We start from the raw sequence: 4,660 nt of genomic DNA on the forward strand, positions 1-4,660 counted from the left end.
TTTGGGGCCACTCGACGGGGCGGGGCGGGCTTTTGGGGCCACTCGACGGGCGTTCAGTGCAGGTCCTGGACGTCCGCGCGGCGCGCGATCGTCGCCGTGGCCCGCCGACAGGCGGTGACGGGAACCCGGGGGACGAGGTCGTCGAGGAAGGAGTAGCGCCTCCGGAGCGACCGGTGGTAGGCGTCGTCGGAGCGGCCCGAGGCGAGCGCCGTCCACCAGTCGGCGATGTCGCCCCAGCCGGGCGCGGCGAGCGACCCGCCGTACTGCTGGAGCGCCAGCGCTGCCGAGAGACTCGCGAAGGACATCCGGTGCTCGAGGGGCCACTCGGCGAGGGTTCCGACGAGCATCGCTGCAGCGAAGACGTCACCGACCCCGGTCGGGTCGACGGCGCGGACGCGGAGCGAGGGCACCTGCGCCTCCTCCCCGGTGCGGGTGTCGATCCCGAGCGCGCCGTCGGCGCCGTTGGTCACGACCGCGATCGGCACCCGGTCGGCGAGGGCGAAGAGGGCGTCCTGCGGCGAGCTCGTGCCGGTGTAGGCCATCGCCTCGACGGCGTTGGGCAGGAACGCGTCGCAGTGGCCGAGCCGGTCGAGCACGGACCGGTCCCAGCGCTCCTCCGGGTCCCACCCGACGTCGGCGAAGACGAGCGCCCCGTTGCGCCGTGCCGCGTCGACCCAGGTCTCCCCCGCGCGCTCACCGGAGCCACTGGCCTCCCAGAGGCCGGACTCGGCGAGGTCGACCATGACGGATCGCGCCCGGGGTGGCTCGCCGATGAGCTCGACCGACGACACCGGAGCCGGGTGACCGTGCGAGACCATGGTCCGGTCGCCGCCGTAGGCCATCGACACGGTGACGGGGCTGTGCCAGTCGGGGAACTGCCGACTCCGGCCGAGGTCGATCCCCTCCTGCTCCTCGAGGGTGCGCCAGCAGAAGTCGCCGTAGTCGTCGTCGCTGAATGCCGCGGCGAGACACGTGCGCAGCCCGAGCCTTCGGGTCGCCACGGCGAGGTTGGCGATGCCGCCGGGGCAGGACGCGAGTCCCTCGGACCACACCTCCGTGCCGGGCTTCGGCGGACTCGACAGCCCCGCGAAGACGAGGTCGAGGAACACCGTGCCCCACACGAAGACGTCGACCTCCGGCGCGCCGGGCGACCGACGCGCACCGAGCGGGTCGAACGTGTGGTGCGGCATCTCCTTCATCATGACGCACGGGGGCGACAGGGTCCCGTGGTTTGCCGACGGTCGCTGCGTGCTTGGTACCGTCGCAGCCATGGTGCGGTCATGAAGCTCACCATCCTCGGAGGCGGGGGTTTCCGCGTCCCGCTCGTGTATGCCGCTGTGCTCGGTCAACGCGCCACGCGCGGTATCCGTGAGGTCGCCCTCCACGACACCGACGAGACCCGGCTGTCCGCGATCGGCCACGTGCTCGCGGAGCAGGCCCAGCGGCATACGGCTGGGCCCGGATCCCCAGCCCCTGCGCGCGTCACGCCCACGACGTCGCTCGACGAGGCGCTCGAGGGGGCCGACTTCGTCTTCTCGGCGATCCGCGTCGGAGGCCTGGAGGGCCGGATCGTCGACGAGCGGCTGGCCCTGGAGCTCGGCCTGCTCGGGCAGGAGACGACCGGGCCGGGCGGCGTCGGCTACGGGCTGCGGACGGTGCCGGTGGCGCTCGCCGTGGCCGAGCGGGTGCGCCGGCTCGCGCCGGACGCCTGGGTCATCAACTTCACCAACCCGGCGGGCCTCGTCACCCAGGCGATGCAGGCCGTGCTCGGCGACCACGCCGTCGGCATCTGCGACTCCCCGCTCGGCCTCGCCAAGCGCGCTGCGGGCGCCCTCGGCCTCGGACTGTCCGACGTCGTCATCGACTATGCGGGGACCAACCACCTGGGGTGGCTGCACGGCCTCAGCTCCGGTGGACGGGACGTGCTGCCCGACCTGCTCGCTGACCGGGAGCGGCTCGAGTCCTTCGAGGAGGGCCACCTCTTCGGCGCGGACTGGCTCCAGTCCATCGGGTCGATCCCCAACGAGTACCTCTGGTACTACGACTTCACGAGGGACTCGATTGCGCGGATCCGCGAATCGGGGCAGACCCGCGGGGAGTACCTCCGGGGACAGCAGACGGACTTCTATGCGGCGGTGACCGCCTCACCCCAGCGGGCCTGGCAGCTCTGGGACGCCGCGCGCCGGGAGCGGAACGCGACCTACATGGCCGAGACCCGCGCCGACGACGGGACCGAGCGAACCGCCGAGGACGTCGAGGGTGGCGGCTACGAAGGGGTGGCGCTCGCTCTCATGGGGGCGATCGCACGAGACGAGCCGGCCACGCTCATCCTCAACGTGCGCAACCGCGGGGTCATCCCCGGGCTGCCCGACGAGGCCGTCGTCGAGGTCCCCTGCCTCGTGACCGCCGCCGGACCCGCGACGCTTCCGGTCAGCCCCCTGCGGGGACGTGAGCTCGGGCTCGTGCAGCAGGTCAAGGCCGTCGACGAGCTCGTCATCCGCGCGTGCCGGGAAGGGTCTGCCTCCCTCGCTGTGCGGGCGCTCGCGTCGCACCCGCTCGTCGACTCGGTGACGGTGGCCCGTCAGCTGTGGCGCGGATACCGGGAGCGCCTCGCCCCGTTCTATGCCGGTTTGCGCTGACGGCGTCTCCAGGAAGCCGGACCCGCAGCGACAAATCGATGGCGTCCCCCAGAGTTTGGGGTTAACGTCATTAACATGAAACTCGAGGCGGATGCCACTCGCCCCTACGTCATGCGCGACCGAGCGCGGACTGCGGCGGCGACAGGCGAGCGGATCCTCGACGCGGTGGCAGAGCTGTTCGTCGAGGTGCCGTTCGCCCAGCTGACCCTCGGGGCGGTGGCCGAGCGGGCCGGAGTCACGGTCCAGACGGTCCTGCGCCGGTTCGGGGACAAGGACGGCCTCTTCGCGGCGGCGGCCCAGCGGAGCGCCGGCCTCGTCGCAGCCCATCGCGACGCGGCACCCGTCGGGGACCTGCCCGCGATCGTCGCCAACCTCGTCGACCACTACGAGATGGCCGGCGACATCGCCCTGCGCCTCCTCGCCGAGGAGGAGAGCTCTCCCGAGATCGCCGCCATCACCAGTGCCGGCCGCACCTACCACCGGGACTGGTGCGCTCGCGTCTTCGCGCCCGTGCTCGACGGGCTCACCGGCGTCGGGCGGGACCGGCGCCTCGCCCAGCTCGTCGCCGTGTGCGACGTCTACACGTGGAAGCTCCTCCGCCAGGACGCCGGCCTCAGCCGCCGCCAGGTCACCATCGCCCTGCGCGAGCTGCTCGAACCACTGACCTCCACCACCACAGCGACCGACGGCCGCTGACACAGGGAAAGGCTTCACCCCATGTCCACGATCCTCGCCTACACCTCGCCTGCCATCGGGCACCTCTTCCCGATGATGCCGCTGCTCCTCGAGCTGCGGTCCCGGGGCCACGACGTCCACGTCCGGACGCTGGGCAACCGCGTCGACGCCGTCCGGGAGGCGGGCCTGTCCGCCGAGGCGATCGACCCCGCCATCGGGGAGATCGTCCACCCCGACTGGGAGGCCACGAACCCGGTCCAGGGCCTCAAGCTCGCCGTGCGCACCTTCAGCGAGCGGGGTCGTCTGGACGGGCCCGACCTCGAGCGGGCGATCGCCGACGTGCAGCCCGATCTCGTCGTCGTCGACACGAACTCCTGGGGTGCCCAGCTCACGGCTCAGGCCTGGGGCGGGCCGTGGGCGACCTTCAGCCCCTACACGCCGCCGATCTCCTCCAAGGGCACGCCGCCCTTCGGCCCGGGTCTCGCGCCGATGGCCGGGCCGCTCGGCCGGGTGCGTGACGGGATCGCCCGCCCGCTCGTCGTCGGCGCGGCCGAGCGGGTCCTGCGCCCACGCGTCAACGCCCTGCGCGACGAGCGGGGTCTGCCCCCGATCCGAACCGCCGACGAGTTCTACCGTCAGGCGCCGCTCATGCTCGTCACGACCGCGGAGCCGTTCGAGTACCCGCACCCGGACTGGGGCGACCGGATCACGATGATCGGCGCCCTCGCCTGGGAGCCGCCGACGGAAGCGCCGGCCTGGCTCGACGAGATCGACGGACCCCTGGTGCTCGTCACGACGTCCTCCGAGTACCAGGCGGACGAGACGCTGGTGCGGGCTGCCGCGGAGGGCCTGGCGGGCGAGCCCTACACGGTCGTCGCGACGATGCCTGCGGGGGTCAGCGACCTCGGCCCGCTGCCGTCGAACGTGCGCGTCGTCGACTTCGTGCCGCACGGACCGGTCCTCGACCGGGCCATTGCCGCGGTGACCCACGGCGGCATGGGCGCGACCCAGAAGGCCCTCTCCCGCGGTGTTCCCGTCTGTGTCGTCCCCTTCGGTCGCGACCAGCACGAGGTCGCCGCCCGGGTCGTGCACGCCGGGGCCGGCACCCGTCTCGCGACCAAGAAGCTCACCCCGACTGCACTGCGGGACAAGGTCCGCGAGACGACGGCGAGCAAGGCGGGCGCGGAGCGGGTCGCCGCCGGCTACCGCGCTGCAGGGGGAGCGGCAGCCGGGGCGACCGCTCTCGAGCAGCTGCTCGAGCGGGCGCCGGCCCAGCGGGCCTGAGGCCTACGCAGGTCGTATGCCGCTGAGCCGGCCCCCGTGCTCCAGCCGGGCTGGGGGCTGCG

4 protein-coding genes are annotated in these 4,660 nt (G+C 73.0%); 3 read left to right on the forward strand and 1 reads right to left on the reverse strand.

The window, feature by feature from the left end:
- Nucleotides 1–53 precede the first annotated feature (53 nt).
- Entirely contained in the window at nt 54–1,199 is a 1,146-nt protein-coding gene (locus LOY02_RS04675) for a carbohydrate kinase family protein (RefSeq protein WP_317181172.1), read from the reverse strand.
- 81 nt (nt 1,200–1,280) lie between these two features.
- Between LOY02_RS04675 and LOY02_RS04680 the strand changes: the two genes are divergently transcribed.
- The 3 genes from LOY02_RS04680 (at nt 1,281) to LOY02_RS04690 (ending at nt 4,598) form a co-directional block, all read left to right on the forward strand.
- Complete coding sequence (locus LOY02_RS04680; protein WP_317181169.1) at nt 1,281–2,639, forward strand: 6-phospho-beta-glucosidase; 1,359 nt, start codon at nt 1,281–1,283, stop codon at nt 2,637–2,639.
- Nucleotides 2,640–2,714: 75 nt separating this feature from the next.
- Entirely contained in the window at nt 2,715–3,335 is a 621-nt protein-coding gene (locus tag LOY02_RS04685; RefSeq protein ID WP_317181170.1) for a TetR/AcrR family transcriptional regulator, read from the forward strand.
- Nucleotides 3,336–3,356: 21 nt separating this feature from the next.
- Nucleotides 3,357–4,598, forward strand: coding sequence for a glycosyltransferase (locus LOY02_RS04690; protein WP_317181171.1), 1,242 nt, complete (start codon nt 3,357–3,359; stop codon nt 4,596–4,598).
- The last annotated feature ends 62 nt before the right edge of the window (nt 4,599–4,660 follow it).

This window comes from Intrasporangium sp., from assembly GCF_032907665.1.
Taxonomy (GTDB): Bacteria; Actinomycetota; Actinomycetes; order Actinomycetales; family Dermatophilaceae; genus Intrasporangium.

Bases quoted from the DNA above. Each gene is read 5' to 3' on its own strand.
- LOY02_RS04675 (WP_317181172.1), bottom strand. From the start codon at position 1,199: ATGAAGGAGATGCCGCACCACACGTTCGACCCGCTCGGTGCGCGTCGG.
- LOY02_RS04680 (WP_317181169.1), top strand. From the start codon at position 1,281: ATGAAGCTCACCATCCTCGGAGGCGGGGGTTTCCGCGTCCCGCTCGTG.
- LOY02_RS04685 (WP_317181170.1), top strand. From the start codon at position 2,715: ATGAAACTCGAGGCGGATGCCACTCGCCCCTACGTCATGCGCGACCGA.
- LOY02_RS04690 (WP_317181171.1), top strand. From the start codon at position 3,357: ATGTCCACGATCCTCGCCTACACCTCGCCTGCCATCGGGCACCTCTTC.